Raw genomic sequence first — 12,518 nt, forward strand, 5'->3', positions numbered from 1 at the left:
ACTTTACTACCAGCTTACCGTAGTTTGTGGTTCAATTACCTGAAAATTGCTGTAAGTCCATTAACTATTGGATCACAAAGTCAGAGAAAAGACTTTCTGACTCAACAAAGTTTTATGCTAAAAAGAATTGGCAGAAGTCCAAGACAGGATGTCGATTTCCTCTGTCTTGTTCAATTCAACATCGTGATACGGGGTCTAACACGAGAAAAATGAGCCAGCCTTATAACTACGAGTACTCTTCTACGCCGACAGATCAACAAACAAAGGCTGGCTCATTTTTTAGGGGACAATGCGTCACCCAGAATTTCTGATTGAGAAGTAAGAAGTCAATTCGTCCTTTAATAATGGAAAGTTTATCAATAGTTTCAATTTCGACAGATTTCTCTAATTTGATGTGAAAAGGAGGCAGATAGAACTTGCCAATGAATAGCAGTGGCGATAAAACAATGGTATTAACCGTGTTTTCTAATAATGGCAGATAATTCCGTAAATTGATGTAACCTGCTTTCACTTGGTCTAATAGCTGCTTTTCTTGCTCTGTCAGTTCTGGTAATTCGTCTTGCCACTCACGAAAAAATTCCTCAGAATCAACTAACTCTAATCCATAAAGTGATATGAGTTTCTCAAGAGTAATATTTTCTGCCTGAAGAGTTTGAACCATAAGTCAATCTAGTTGATCAAGGTTTTTTGCAGATGAATTGAGACAAGATTTCATAATTGGGGAATTATCAACCACCAATTGATTTCGGTAATTATCTATTGGTAAGTACAATTGATTTTAACAAAATTATGACTGATAAGATTGACACTACAAATGCCTAATGGTTTATTTCATATCTCAATCAAGAATTAACTGACAGAATTTTACCCACAATTATCGGGGTTACCAAACTCATGTGCTAATGGACGCAATCTACAAAAATTCAACAATTTGACTAGAATTAACAGACAAAGTTAGCAAGTAGTCAACTAGCCTTTCTTTCTCACCACTATTCACATAAACAGAATAGCCATGAATAGAGGCTTTAGAACAGAAAGTACGTAACTTCCTCAAGCTAAATTGCATTAACTTCTGCTTTTCCTGAATAGTATTTACTGTTGGTATCTCTTGAGAATCAAATAACTCCCTCTCTTGAGTAAATTCATCCATTTGCAGGTTTCTCTCGTCATCTAGTTGAGTATCTTTTTGAAAAGTTAACTGTAGATTTGAATAAAAATCTTCAGTCGGTTCTTGAATGAGTTCTTCCAAAAAAGATTTGGAAGTCCCTACTACTTCACTAGTAGGAGTATGAAAAAGCCAGCAAATAAATGAAAAAATGACTCCAAACAGGTAAAGATTAAACAGTAGAGCATAAGCAAAGTTAACTAGTTCAGTCATGTCAGTTTCTCCAAATAGTTAATTGGGTAGATTCTGTAGAGATTAGCTACCCAGTAGTGGGGCGAAACCGCCCCGTACTGAGTGCCACATCTACAAATTTCCAACTATCTATGAAGAAGGGAAATTATATTAAGTCAACAAGATTTTCAGACACTTGAGGTGGAGATATTGGATGGAAAAGATTAGGAGAAATTCTGGGTGGAGAAATCTCGCGTCTATTACCACGTAAATAGTTAACAAGAGAAACCAAGTCGTAATTATACCGAAGTTCGCGCGGGCAATCACAGTCGTATGGGTCAATTGGTTGACCGTTAAACTTAAAGAAATAGTTAACACCAGTAGAACACTTGTGGACAACTATTCTATTTCTATCCACGCGCACATCGGCACCATACAAATCTTGATTCAATTCCCTAATTTTGTCTAGGTGACTGTAATCCTCATGAACTATTTCTCGGTATTTAAAGTGATTGACATACCGGCGCAGATGAGCATCTGAACATAATTCAGATAATTGATCTGACCAAGAGAACCTAAATCCATCAAAATCAAACTGAAATCTACGACCAGAATAACTATCTTTGACAACAATATAGTCATCCATTTTAAAAACTTCGACATCAGCCAAACCTTCATTAAGGCTAGCAATAATATCTGGGTTTTCATACTCACGCAGCACTATCCCGTCTAAGAGTTTTTTATCAGGACAATCTGTTCCTTCCCACCCAAAAGGATGCATTCCACAGACTACTCTGTTAGCACCATGAAGGTAAGAACAACCCTTGCAGGAATCCAAACAAGCATTTCTAAATTGTCCGCTAGATTTTGCCCAGTAAAAACTATTATGAAGCCGAAAATATTCCTCCAACGCTTCTTTTGGTAAAAATTGACGTGAATGGAAATACTTTCCTACCAGGTTTTCTCTTTCTGGATAGCTAGCTTCAAAAAGGACAGTCAGTTTTTGAATTTGATAGTCATCAAGTTTAACAGAAACAATTTCTTCTTTGAAGTCAGACTTTGTACCGCAATGCGAACTCAAACGACAAAGATGTAATCCGTGTAAGGTAGGATGACCTTTGATTTGAGTTACATAATAGGTGTAAGTGACATTTCGCCGCCAAGTATATTCAACTCCTTCTGAATTAGTTTTCTCATCTTCTTCTTCACAATAGTCCAAACCAAATAATTCATTTTCTTCCTCCTCTTCTTCCTCTGAATCATCTTCATCAAGTGATTCATCAGAATTATAGAAATTAATTGCAATTATCCGGTTTGAAGACCTATTTTTTTTCTCCTCTTCCAACTCTTTATTGGTTGTACTCAATACCAAACTACCAACAGCAACAGCAGAAACAGTACCAACTAAACCAAATAAACCAGTTGCAGTTGCAAGAGCAGTTATATCCTTGTAAGCAGGCTTATTTTCTACCCCCACCCCGGCATCCGCCAAGAATGTCAACCCAACTGAAGCCGGTAAAACCAATCCTACTGAAGCAAGCATTGCTAGTAGAGAAGCCACTCCTAAACAAGAATTTATTTCTTGTAATCGATGTACAACCTGTGTCTTGAATTTGTCTTTCATAATTTCCCCTTTTGCGATTTTAACCGTTAGCTGCTAATGGCAACCCCGGCATTGGGGATTAGGGCATAGACTACTCTAAAAAGACTTACTACTCTACTGCTTTCAGCATTAATGGCACTCAGCATATTGAAACCACTCACCTGATGTTCGAGTTCAGCCGTCTTTATAAAGCCTTACCCAGGAACAGTAGCAGGCATCGAACCTGCTTAAAACCCGTATGTTTACTGTCCAAAAGTCCAAGTATTATTTTCGTTTAATTCCAATTCTTCAAAGCATTTAGTAAAACTTGGGAAATGGAAATATCTTAGCGGCATCCGAGAGATTAATAATAAAGAGAAATTGTCTAGTTCAGCTAACTGTTGTAATTTGAATAAGTCATAACTTAAAGTTTCACTAACAGAGTGCAGTCTATCAAAGTTATCTATCACTAGTAACTTCTGAAACCCATCAGATAGTTGACTTACAATATTTTGCCAATCCTGCTGATAGTACAAACCTAGACTAATAGGAATAACGTCAAATAAGTTATCCACGCTAAAAGGATATTCAAGGTTAAGATAAACGGACTCTAGGTTAATGTCTTTGAGCAAGCAGTTTCTAACAGTAAAAGTCTTACCAATACCCTGCTTACCCCACAGGTGAATATTCTTGCCTGCATTTATCTTCTCAATCAACAAACTGTAATCTTGAAAACGTAACATGACTGTTATCGGAAAATTAACTGTATATCTTAACTAAAGTGACATTAAATATGTAACTGATTGACTGTGTTTTTCTAAGCTATTTCTGGAAAATTGATTAGAAACAATAAAATTATCTAATAAAAAATCAGGTGATTGTGATAATCGCAGTAGCACACCGTCATCACCATTACTGCGATGATAGTAATGAACGACAGGTGATTTGATAACTGTCAAGTTATCGTTACGAATTGCTCGTCCTGCCACTAAACCATCCATAATAAATTTGGCAGCAGCAGCAACATTATCACTATCTCGTCCAAAGTTTTTCAGATACCAATGAAATTCAACCCATACAGCACTATCCAAACAAAATCCACAATTCTGAACGAATTTACCGATTAAGTTTGTCCAATACTTCTTAAGTTCAGCACTTGCTTGCCAACCAGAACGTGCTTGATTAATGATTTCGTTCATACTAGGTGGTAAAGGCATTGTTAATTCATATATCATCTCCCTCACCTCCTTGCAAACTATTTAAAAACCCCTCAACAACGTTTCTAAATTTTTTATACGATCTACCATCATGACGCGATAAATTAAAAACAGCTTTTACAATCTCATCAAGTTGATAACCCTTTTGATGCAAATTCAAAATAGAGTTTCTAGCTGAATCATCAAGCTGTACATTAAAACTAAAACTACCTTCAAAATCAGTCTTGAATTGCTTAGTTTTAGTAACAGCAGTGGCTTTAGATTTACCTCTGTCATGACTACTACCCTCACCAGACAAACTAGCGACAAATTCATCGAAATCTAGTCCAGACTCCCATGCAGTATAGGAGTCATCTTGGTTTTTGGCATCTATTAGCAACTGCTTGAAGTATTCAGGATCTTCATCATCAGCAACATACAACGCCTGGAGTCGCACCACCTCAGTCGTTTTGTACAAGAAATCCCCATATCCCAGCAAGTAAACTGCACGCTTGTCTTTATCGTCCCCAAGGATAATACAACTATCTTCAGGACGAGTTGTAACAAAGGCGGTCTTGGCAGGAAAGTTTGAGCGAATCAAAGGGTCAATGACGTTCTTGTCAGGACGCTGTGTGTACAATAGGACATGAATACCTGCACCACCAGCTTTTGCAAGCAACTTCATCAGCGCACCCTCAATGCGATCGCAGTAATTATCATCCGAAAGCAAATCAAAACACTCGTCAATCAAACACACAATTCGCGGCATGATAATACCAGATGCAAACCGCAAGTTGTACTGCGCGATTGTTTCAATACTGCTGTGGCGTTCAAACTCCTGGTAGCGCAATTCCATCTCCTCAACCAGGTAATCAAGCAAGTTAGCAGTAGATTCTGCATCACGCGCAACTGGGGCAACAAGATGAGGTAGCCCATCAAATTTACCAAACGTCACACGTTTAACATCCGAAAGCGCTAACTGAACAAGCGAAGGGGGATACCGTCGCACTAAATATAGGATTGCTGCTTTCTCAAACTGTGACTTTCCACCCCGAGTTCGCCCACCGCCCAGAATATGGGTGACGTTATCGCTATACAGGGGAATTTCAACATAGGTACCATCAACATCAACACCACCGGGGATGGATACCGAATGAATATCAGGTTCGCCGTCAAAGGTAATATAGTCACGGAAATAAGCAAACTGTCTGTCTAACCTGGGTATATCAAATACCACCCCTCCGGGCACAACACTCACCATTGGCGCAACTTTCAAGTCCAATTCTTCACCAAGCTGTTGTACTAAGTCATTGCCAATGTCTTCTACTTTCTTGTAAGAAACACCCCGTCCCAGTTTTACTTTAATGCGGTTGAATGTTGGACCAGTTTTGGCATCAACATACTTAGCATTGATACTAAAATCTTCCAGGGTATCAACTAATAATTTTCCTGCTTGTTCCATTGTGGAAATCTGTGAATGGATAATTTCATGAGTAGAAGTCTTACTCTCTAAAGATTTCGGTTCGTTAATTGTTGAGCCATCTCCTGTAAGTTGTAAATTTATTGATTGACCTGTAACACGTGCAACAAGCACTGCAGTTCGGTAACAATACTTCTTGATAAAATAATCTCTAGTTTTATTAGCTAAATCTGTAAAAATATGAATTGGTTTATGACTTAAAAAAAGCTTGTAGAGGTTCTCTTGAACCACTTCATAGCCAATCTGTTTTAGATAAATATTTTTGAGAGAGTCAATATATTGAAATAAATCTTCAACAGAAGAAGAATCTGCTATTTGAACAGCCTTTTGGTGTATGTTACTTTGCTCCCACTGTGATGGAACACGATTGACATGGATATATTCAAGTGCATACCGGACAAACTCATACTGGTTTAAAGTACAGTATTCTGCACATATTGATAAAATTTCTTCATCACTGGTACCTATCATCACTGATGAGTATATTACCTGAAATAAAAACTCTAAATCAAATTCAATAACCGAACGGGATAGTTTCGTTTTAAAATCCATCTGCTGTAGAACAGTTTCAGCATAATCAACCATTGATGAAGATAAAGCTTCGCGTACATGCACTATAATCTCTTCATTGCTCAAACCATCTTGTTTTGCTTGGACAATTGCAGTTAATACTTTTTGTTTTTGAGAATCAATATTACTATGATTGGGATTAGGTAGCACTAACATTTGAATTGACAATGATTACGAAAAATTATGTACCAAACTAAAAAATAAAGATAAATCAAAAGCTGAACGCTATCTTATAGTCAGTCATCTAATACCAATTCTCTGTAAACTTGCACTAAATATTTACCTCTTCTACTCTTGGCGTTCTTGGCACGCCAGGTGCTTCAAGTCGGCGGAGCCGCCCAACGCACTGGCTCGTCTTGTTGCTAATCGTTTAATAAATATTAAGTGCATCTATGGCTACGCCACGCAAGCTATCATGGAGAATTGGTATAAGAATAAAATTATCGATAATCTTTGACGAAATCCAACTACTTAATGTCAAACATAAGTCGGAGAAAGTTTTACCTATTTCCGAGTTTCAGAAATTACTAATATTTTTTGATAGTAGCTACGTAATTCTTCTAAATTTCGTGGATTCTGATTATATGAATTGCAAATAAAACTTGCCCATACCCTACCAACTTTACATGCAGCAGTATCAAACCTTCCTGCTTCAATATCACTTAAGGCATTATTACGGCGAATATATTCAATCGCCATTTTATCTTGAGAAGCTGGACTAAAATCCTTCAAGTTTAACTTTGGCTGCAAGTCATACCAACTTTTATCTAACATTTGATAAGCACCAGCTGCAGTAGAACAAACCTCCTTGTTATTAATAGGAGCGCATTGTTTCTTTAACGGATGTGTCGAAAAATCATCAAAAGTTCCCTTAAATACTAACTTACGATAACTCTCAGGTTCACTCGTTCCCGTTTCTGCCCAGCGAATTGTTGCTAAAAAAGCGCTCAAGCGTGGTGAATAAGAACTTGTATTAACTCTTGGCTCTAAATTATTTAACGATACTGAAGAAACACCAGCGCTTTGAGAACTAGAAAAATAAATACTCAAAGTAATTAAAGAAGCAGCTGACAAATGAACAGGCTGAAAACGCGATATCAATTGATGGCGAGGATTCCAAATTAACCCAACTAAACCACCAACAACAAACCCAAATTTCCAACTATCGAGTACCCTACCAAAACTAGACATCTGACAGATAGTATCTGCACTCCTTGATGCCAACCTACAGGGCAATGAAGCGACTCCATAAGAAACAGTCACACAGCCAACTACACCAATTGAACCTGAAATCAAAATGCGTCCGAGCATACAAAAATTACCGATTTATCAGATACTCGTGTAAATAAGGACGGGGGTTCTGCGCTACGCCATAAGAACGAACTTCAAAATGCAAATGCGGTCCTGTCGAAAAACCCGTACTACCTACCGTCGCAATCATCTGCCCACGTATAACTTGTTGTCCTTCTTGCACGTACAATTCGTTGGCATGACCGTAGAGAGTAGAAATATTTCCCTGATGTTGGATAATAACTGCATTTCCATAACCATTCCTTTTGTCACCTGCGCTTACCACCTGGCCTGAATCAGCTGCATAAATGGGCGTACCCATTGATGCACCAAAATCAATCCCGCTATGAAACTTGCGTTCGCCCGTAATGGGGTGTGTTCGCCAACCAAACTCACTAGTTACGGGAGTACCAGTCGCAGTTGGAAAAACAAACCGACCAGAAGAAAAAGTCTTGTTATCATCAGAAGATTGAGTTTGGTGTTGTAATGCACTCTGGAGAGATTTAACTAACTGCTGGGATTCAACCCACCCAGAAACCTGGGGAATCACCATAGCTGCAACTAAAACCGAAGTTGCGATCGCATAATTCCAAGTGTTATTTATCGAAAGCTTAGTTTTTGCCTTACTAGCTTGAAAGTCAACAACCAGACGCATTACAAATCATTTACATCCAAAATTGTTGTTGCAAAAATATAATTGGAGTTCTGGCGGTAGCGACGGTCAGATTTAACGATTGATAGAAATTGGCGATGACCGTCTTGCGACATTGACTTCTTCTGGATTTTGTGATGTTTGATAGCCTTTACGCTGCATCGCTTGATATACTCGTGATGCCAAATTACTAGTAGGTTGTGGATTAACCAAAGTTTGAATAGATTGCACAACAGACTGCGATTCAATAAACGTAGATATCGGCTGTACAACGACACAAACAACCAGCAAACTCGTTACAATGGCATATTTCCAAGCAGGTGATTTATCATCAACTGATGAGGTTTCAGATGCAGCGTCAACAGGTAATTTTACTGTTTGAGTATCATCCTCCCTCTGTGAGTCAAACTCAATAACAAACCGCATTTACCCACCCCAACGAGTTTCTTTCTTCCTAAAAGTATTCGTTTGATTGGAAAGTTTATCTTGCCAGCAACCAACATTCTTGGCGTTCAAAACTGCCTCAAAATCATTACCAGCTTTCGGACAAGCAGTTGGAGTTGAAGTTGGGATAGAAGTGGAATTAGCAGCAGGTAAAGTTATATAATTAACTGGTATTTTGACTTGATGAAATAAACCTGCTGCCCTGTGCAAATCGTAGAATTTCAAATACCCTGGTTGCAAAATATCTGCAATCCACACCAACAAAGTCATCCAAAAGATAATTCGCACCCACATACTATTCCAGTTGCTTAACAACCGGAAGTGCAAATTGTGGAACTTCCTTGGGCACGACTTCTATCTTCTTGCCTGAAGCATATCCTGGACCTGTGTAATTTCCATTTAAAAGAAAATTAATGACCATTACAAACAACCAAAACCCAACTGCACCCACCCCTATAGGTGATTTTATACAATCTCCAAGAAAGTAGGCTGGATACCAAACAAACCTCCAAGGATTCTGTGGGTGTAGTCGATGCGCCTTCCATGTCTCCACATAAGGAATCTCAATTTGAGGAATTTTCGGTTTATAAGTAGTAGGTGCAGTAATATACCTCACTTCTACTGGTTGAGTATCGTAAGTCATCATCGGAGAAACATTCCCTTGTTGCTGATTTATGACTCCTCCTTGTTGCTGTACCTGCTGCAGCATGTTTTGCAAGCGATTTACAGGTACAATTTCACCGCCTGAGGAAAAATCCGCATCAAAATTACGGCGTTGATTTCTACTCATAGAAAACCTCGAATTAACTAACTAGTCAAATGATTATTATTTGCTTGGGAGTTATTATCTGACCAAAAATCTTCATCTTGAAGTTGGGCGTAAAACTCTTGTGGAGAAAGCATCCCAGCCTGGTTGTTGACTTGATATCCACTCATTTGAACATCAGGCGAATGCTCTAACTTAGAAATAGTAGAACGCGGAGAAAATTGAACTACATTCTTACCCAAAAACTCGTTAGGGTATCCCAAGGAAGCAGCAGGAGGTGACAGCAAAGGAGAATAAGGTTGAACATCAGTAGCTTTAACATCAGCATCAGAGAGTTGATTGCTCGAATCGTTTAAGTTATCAGAAGCTTCTACGGTGTCTACAGCATTGTTATAGTCAGAAATTCCCCAGCCTAAGAAACAAGCAAACCCAGCTAAGAATATAACTGCACTCATCCAATGCACACCTGAGTTAGGGGATGGCATCATCTCAACAGTCGTGCGAGATGAACCCTCAAGGGTAGTACGAATAGGGGTACGTTTGACTGCCGCTATAACATTGAGCGAACATAAGGCTATACAAACTATTGCAGCAGCAAACTTGGCGTACATGACATCACTCCCCTGATTTGTTAACAGGCTGTTTATTAAGAACTGCCTTATGCTGGTTTTTCTTCGTCTGCTGAAGATATATCTGCCTTTGCTCCTCCCGCTGCTTTATCCTTGAGCGGATATCTGCCACTTGCGCCATCTGCTCTACTGGATCTAAATATCCCCGCGCCCGTAATAACTGCGCCTGTGCCAAGGAATAAGGCTCTTGAGCATTTCTAATTTGAATGAACATCTGATTTAAGTCAACTGATGGTTGCGATTCTAAATTCTGGGCATAATCAATCGCCTCAAGCTTGCCCAAAATCAAAACAGCAGCCGCACCAGTTGGTATTTTCTCTTCAACTTTCATACCATCAGTTCTGCGGTATCCCCAGTAAAAAGTATTATTTCCAGAAGCTGCTTCTAGTAAAAGATCCAAGGAGTTGAATTTAACTATCTCCAGCGCTGGCATATAATGCAAGCGATAAAATCCTGAGTTTTCGTCAGCCTGCATCCTGGATATCTCACCCCGCAGTTGCTGTCCCCACAACGCCGCCGCTAACTGTCGCCATCCTGTCAGCGTAGGAGTACCCTCGACTGAGGAATAGCTGGAAAGATGATCTATATTGTAGTCAGTACGCGAAAGCTTCTCCAAATAAACCTCCCGAATCTGAAAAACTTGCGCCTTTGCCTGTTGCACCTGAGATACAGAATTTCTGGGAATTTGCTGCTTCCACCCTACTATTAGAGCAACCGAACCAATTACAGATAGCGCCCCAACGGTTGAACAAACAGTCCATAAAGTGACATTTACCTTTGTCCGCTTTCTTGTTTGCTTGGTATCTCGCACAGGGGTAGGAGTAAACATAACTAGCCCTATGTATTATTAACAACTAGATGCAAAGGCGGACGTTTATTCAACTGACGGGCAAATGCTATCCCCGCACCACCAACAACTATTCCAGTAAGCAGTAACAATGGGTTCAACGCAAGAGTTGCTCCTACTCCCATCAACTGCCCTACCATACCAGATACCCCAAGGTTCATTAACAATCCACCTGTAGCGTTCATCAAAAAATCAAATGCCGCTTGCATAATTACTCCCTAGATATCCAAATTACTATTAGTGCTAAAACAAACCCAATTAATTCGCCTAAACCGACACCAACCAAAATTGGAACAATACTTGAAATCTCCTGTCTTTCTTGAGTTGGAGGGACTGCCACCCATGTTCCAACTACTGTACCAGTTACCAAACTCAAACAGTTTATACCAAGTGCTAAAGTGGATGTTTTACGAGCATTGAGCAAACTCTCATCACGCAGTTGGTAAGAAACTGCAAGCATCTGGGACACTACTTCTTCGGAGATGGCTCGGTTTTCGGCTGCGAGGACTTCAAGCGTCTGGGCTGTTGTGTCGATGTACCTACTAGTAGGGGATGAGTCTGTTCCCCCCAGTTGATTTTGCCGAAAAAATCGTTATCAATTCGAGTTTGAATTCGCTCCTGTGCTTGCTCATAACCAGTAATACCCTTGTTTGAGCTACTATAGCGGTTCAAGGTTGAGACCAACACACTCTGGTAAAATTTGACCAGAGTATATTAATCAGATTTTTATGAAGGCTTACGACCAAGATCTGCGTCAAAAAATTGTTGATGCCTTTCGGAATCGAGAAGGCTCGCAAGCGAAAGCTGGCAAAGCGCTTTCATGTAAGTCTCAGTTTTATACAAACCTTACTAGGTCGCTATTTAGACGTAGGAAGTATAGAACCATTACCACATAAAAGTGGTAACCCACCCAAAATAAAAGAAGAACATTATCCAATTTTACAAAAATTGATAGAAGAGAATAACGATGCAACCTTAGAAGAATTATGCGTAAAAATGGAATTACAAACTCAGATAAAAATTAGTCGCTCAGGAATGAGTAAAACGTTACAAAAGCTCAAATTGACCCGAAAAAAAAACTTTACACGCAGCGGAGCAAGACACGGACAGAGTTAAAAAATTGAGGCAAGAGTTTTGGGAAAATATCCGTACATTTGACCTGAACAATTTAGTTTTTGTTGATGAGTCTGGAGTAAAGCTCGCCGGGGGAAGCTTCCCCCGGCAGACTTTACGTAAATATAGCTATGACCAGACTTTATGCTAGGGCACTGAGAGGAAAAAGAGCCCACGCTTGGAGTCCAGACAAACGTGGTAAAAATGTAACTATCATTGGGGCAATCGCTTTACGTGGGATTGTTGGTGCAATGAGTTTTAAGGGTGGAAATGATAAAAATGCATTTGAAACTTATATTAATCAAGTTTTAGTTCCTAATCTTTGGCAAGGAGCGTGTGTAGTGATGGATAATTTTAGCTCTCACAAAGTTGCAGGAATTCAAGAAGCAATTGAGGCTGTTGGCGCACACTTAGTTTATTTATCGCCATATTCACCTGACTTTTCTCCAATCGAAAATTGTTGGTCTAAAATTAAAGAATTTTTACGTTCACAAGCTGCCCGTACTTATCCAGATTTAGATCAAGCGATTACAGCAGCATTTGAAGAAGTTAGTTCAAATGATATTGTTGGTTGGTTTAAACATTGCGGTTATTGTATTGCATCCAACTGAGA

19 protein-coding genes are annotated in these 12,518 nt (G+C 39.2%); 3 read left to right on the forward strand and 16 right to left on the reverse strand.

Annotation, left to right across the window (positions count from 1 at the left end; all coding sequences use genetic code 11):
* Positions 1-213: hypothetical protein (locus AC5590_RS32025; protein ID WP_211178637.1), on the forward strand; the 213-nt coding region annotated here is incomplete at its 5' end.
* Between the two features lie 40 nt (positions 214-253).
* Here the strand turns inward: AC5590_RS32025 and AC5590_RS32030 are convergent.
* The 16 genes from AC5590_RS32030 to AC5590_RS32105 all read right to left on the reverse strand — a co-directional run bounded on the left by AC5590_RS32030 (position 254) and on the right by AC5590_RS32105 (position 11,479).
* Complete coding sequence (locus AC5590_RS32030) at positions 254-661, reverse strand: hypothetical protein (protein WP_248277347.1); 408 nt, start codon at positions 659-661, stop codon at positions 254-256.
* A gap of 252 nt (positions 662-913) precedes the next feature.
* On the reverse strand, positions 914-1,378 hold the full coding sequence (locus AC5590_RS32035; protein WP_169267288.1) for a hypothetical protein: 465 nt from the start codon (positions 1,376-1,378) through the stop codon (positions 914-916).
* 124 nt (positions 1,379-1,502) lie between these two features.
* Entirely contained in the window at positions 1,503-2,960 is a 1,458-nt protein-coding gene (locus AC5590_RS32040; protein WP_169267289.1) for a hypothetical protein, read from the reverse strand.
* A gap of 221 nt (positions 2,961-3,181) precedes the next feature.
* Positions 3,182-3,661, reverse strand: coding sequence for an AAA family ATPase (locus AC5590_RS32045; protein WP_169267290.1), 480 nt, complete (start codon positions 3,659-3,661; stop codon positions 3,182-3,184).
* Between the two features lie 33 nt (positions 3,662-3,694).
* Positions 3,695-4,135, reverse strand: coding sequence for a hypothetical protein (locus AC5590_RS32050; protein WP_246163633.1), 441 nt, complete (start codon positions 4,133-4,135; stop codon positions 3,695-3,697).
* A gap of 7 nt (positions 4,136-4,142) precedes the next feature.
* A complete protein-coding gene (locus AC5590_RS32055) occupies positions 4,143-6,320 on the reverse strand; it encodes a DNA translocase FtsK (protein WP_169267292.1) in 2,178 nt (725 codons plus the stop codon).
* A 348-nt stretch (positions 6,321-6,668) separates the two neighbouring features.
* Positions 6,669-7,475, reverse strand: coding sequence for a glycoside hydrolase family 24 protein (locus tag AC5590_RS32060; protein ID WP_169267293.1), 807 nt, complete (start codon positions 7,473-7,475; stop codon positions 6,669-6,671).
* 7 nt (positions 7,476-7,482) lie between these two features.
* The gene (locus AC5590_RS32065) at positions 7,483-8,109 is read right to left on the reverse strand and encodes a M23 family metallopeptidase (protein ID WP_169267294.1); all 627 of its coding nucleotides are present in this window, start codon (positions 8,107-8,109) and stop codon (positions 7,483-7,485) included.
* A gap of 72 nt (positions 8,110-8,181) precedes the next feature.
* On the reverse strand, positions 8,182-8,532 hold the full coding sequence (locus AC5590_RS32070; protein WP_211178638.1) for a hypothetical protein: 351 nt from the start codon (positions 8,530-8,532) through the stop codon (positions 8,182-8,184).
* A complete protein-coding gene (locus AC5590_RS32075) occupies positions 8,533-8,838 on the reverse strand; it encodes a hypothetical protein (RefSeq protein WP_370460826.1) in 306 nt (101 codons plus the stop codon).
* 7 nt (positions 8,839-8,845) lie between these two features.
* Positions 8,846-9,340 carry a hypothetical protein gene (locus AC5590_RS32080; protein WP_169267296.1) on the reverse strand — a complete coding sequence of 165 codons (495 nt, stop codon included), beginning with the start codon at positions 9,338-9,340 and terminating at the stop codon, positions 8,846-8,848.
* Between the two features lie 17 nt (positions 9,341-9,357).
* Entirely contained in the window at positions 9,358-9,927 is a 570-nt protein-coding gene (locus tag AC5590_RS32085; RefSeq protein ID WP_169267297.1) for a hypothetical protein, read from the reverse strand.
* 4 nt (positions 9,928-9,931) lie between these two features.
* Positions 9,932-10,774: a phage terminase large subunit family protein gene (locus AC5590_RS32090; RefSeq protein WP_169267298.1), complete on the reverse strand. Its 843-nt coding sequence runs from the start codon at positions 10,772-10,774 to the stop codon at positions 9,932-9,934.
* Positions 10,775-10,782: 8 nt separating this feature from the next.
* Entirely contained in the window at positions 10,783-11,001 is a 219-nt protein-coding gene (locus AC5590_RS32095) for a hypothetical protein (protein ID WP_169267299.1), read from the reverse strand.
* A gap of 2 nt (positions 11,002-11,003) precedes the next feature.
* The gene (locus AC5590_RS32100; RefSeq protein ID WP_169267300.1) at positions 11,004-11,252 is read right to left on the reverse strand and encodes a hypothetical protein; all 249 of its coding nucleotides are present in this window, start codon (positions 11,250-11,252) and stop codon (positions 11,004-11,006) included.
* A gap of 8 nt (positions 11,253-11,260) precedes the next feature.
* Entirely contained in the window at positions 11,261-11,479 is a 219-nt protein-coding gene (locus tag AC5590_RS32105; protein ID WP_169267287.1) for a hypothetical protein, read from the reverse strand.
* Positions 11,480-11,554: 75 nt separating this feature from the next.
* Here AC5590_RS32105 and AC5590_RS32110 point away from each other — a divergent pair, with 75 nt between their 5' ends.
* Together AC5590_RS32110 and AC5590_RS32115 are read left to right on the forward strand one after the other, a co-directional pair.
* Positions 11,555-11,908, forward strand: coding sequence for a helix-turn-helix domain-containing protein (locus AC5590_RS32110; protein ID WP_322790703.1), 354 nt, complete (start codon positions 11,555-11,557; stop codon positions 11,906-11,908).
* 128 nt (positions 11,909-12,036) lie between these two features.
* Complete coding sequence (locus tag AC5590_RS32115) at positions 12,037-12,516, forward strand: IS630 family transposase (protein ID WP_246163634.1); 480 nt, start codon at positions 12,037-12,039, stop codon at positions 12,514-12,516.
* Positions 12,517-12,518 lie beyond the last annotated feature (2 nt).

It is taken from the genome of Brasilonema octagenarum UFV-OR1, from assembly GCF_963888615.1.
In the GTDB taxonomy this organism is placed as follows: domain Bacteria; phylum Cyanobacteriota; class Cyanobacteriia; order Cyanobacteriales; family Nostocaceae; genus Brasilonema; species Brasilonema sennae.

Bases quoted from the DNA above. Each gene is read 5' to 3' on its own strand.
- AC5590_RS32030 (WP_248277347.1), bottom strand. From the start codon at position 661: ATGGTTCAAACTCTTCAGGCAGAAAATATTACTCTTGAGAAACTCATA.
- AC5590_RS32035 (WP_169267288.1), bottom strand. From the start codon at position 1,378: ATGACTGAACTAGTTAACTTTGCTTATGCTCTACTGTTTAATCTTTAC.
- AC5590_RS32040 (WP_169267289.1), bottom strand. From the start codon at position 2,960: ATGAAAGACAAATTCAAGACACAGGTTGTACATCGATTACAAGAAATA.
- AC5590_RS32045 (WP_169267290.1), bottom strand. From the start codon at position 3,661: ATGTTACGTTTTCAAGATTACAGTTTGTTGATTGAGAAGATAAATGCA.
- AC5590_RS32050 (WP_246163633.1), bottom strand. From the start codon at position 4,135: ATGCCTTTACCACCTAGTATGAACGAAATCATTAATCAAGCACGTTCT.
- AC5590_RS32055 (WP_169267292.1), bottom strand. From the start codon at position 6,320: ATGTTAGTGCTACCTAATCCCAATCATAGTAATATTGATTCTCAAAAA.
- AC5590_RS32060 (WP_169267293.1), bottom strand. From the start codon at position 7,475: ATGCTCGGACGCATTTTGATTTCAGGTTCAATTGGTGTAGTTGGCTGT.
- AC5590_RS32065 (WP_169267294.1), bottom strand. From the start codon at position 8,109: ATGCGTCTGGTTGTTGACTTTCAAGCTAGTAAGGCAAAAACTAAGCTT.
- AC5590_RS32070 (WP_211178638.1), bottom strand. From the start codon at position 8,532: ATGCGGTTTGTTATTGAGTTTGACTCACAGAGGGAGGATGATACTCAA.
- AC5590_RS32080 (WP_169267296.1), bottom strand. From the start codon at position 9,340: ATGAGTAGAAATCAACGCCGTAATTTTGATGCGGATTTTTCCTCAGGC.
- AC5590_RS32085 (WP_169267297.1), bottom strand. From the start codon at position 9,927: ATGTACGCCAAGTTTGCTGCTGCAATAGTTTGTATAGCCTTATGTTCG.
- AC5590_RS32090 (WP_169267298.1), bottom strand. From the start codon at position 10,774: ATGTTTACTCCTACCCCTGTGCGAGATACCAAGCAAACAAGAAAGCGG.
- AC5590_RS32095 (WP_169267299.1), bottom strand. From the start codon at position 11,001: ATGCAAGCGGCATTTGATTTTTTGATGAACGCTACAGGTGGATTGTTA.
- AC5590_RS32100 (WP_169267300.1), bottom strand. From the start codon at position 11,252: ATGCTTGCAGTTTCTTACCAACTGCGTGATGAGAGTTTGCTCAATGCT.
- AC5590_RS32115 (WP_246163634.1), top strand. From the start codon at position 12,037: ATGACCAGACTTTATGCTAGGGCACTGAGAGGAAAAAGAGCCCACGCT.